Here is a 307-nt window from a genome sequence, read left to right as displayed (position 1 = left end):
GGAGCGGGTCGACGGGGCGGATCGATTCGCCTGGGACGCCCAGGGGTTCGCGGCTGGTGGCGAGGATACGCAGGCGCGGACAGCGGGTGAGGAGAGTCTCGGCGAGGTCAGCGGCCGCCGCGATGACGTGTTCGCAGTTGTCGAGGATGAGGAGGAGGGGGCGGGTCGCGCAGTAGTCGACGAGGTGGGTGACCGGGTCGTCGGAGGTGGGCGCCGAGACCTCGCGGTCCCGGGTGAGGAGCGACGTCTCGCGGAGGCCGAGGGCGCTGAGGACTGCGCCGGGGACGGCTTCGGGGTGGTCGAGGGG

General features: G+C 73.0%; 1 pseudogene. It reads right to left on the bottom strand.

The window, feature by feature from the left end:
- Positions 1-307 (bottom strand): annotated as a pseudogene (locus J0695_RS41815) (ATP-binding protein); the annotation flags it as partial.

This window comes from Streptomyces beijiangensis (genome assembly GCF_017315755.1).
Classification (GTDB): Bacteria; Actinomycetota; Actinomycetes; order Streptomycetales; family Streptomycetaceae; genus Streptomyces; species Streptomyces beijiangensis.
This window is presented reverse-complemented; position numbering and strand designations above follow the sequence as displayed.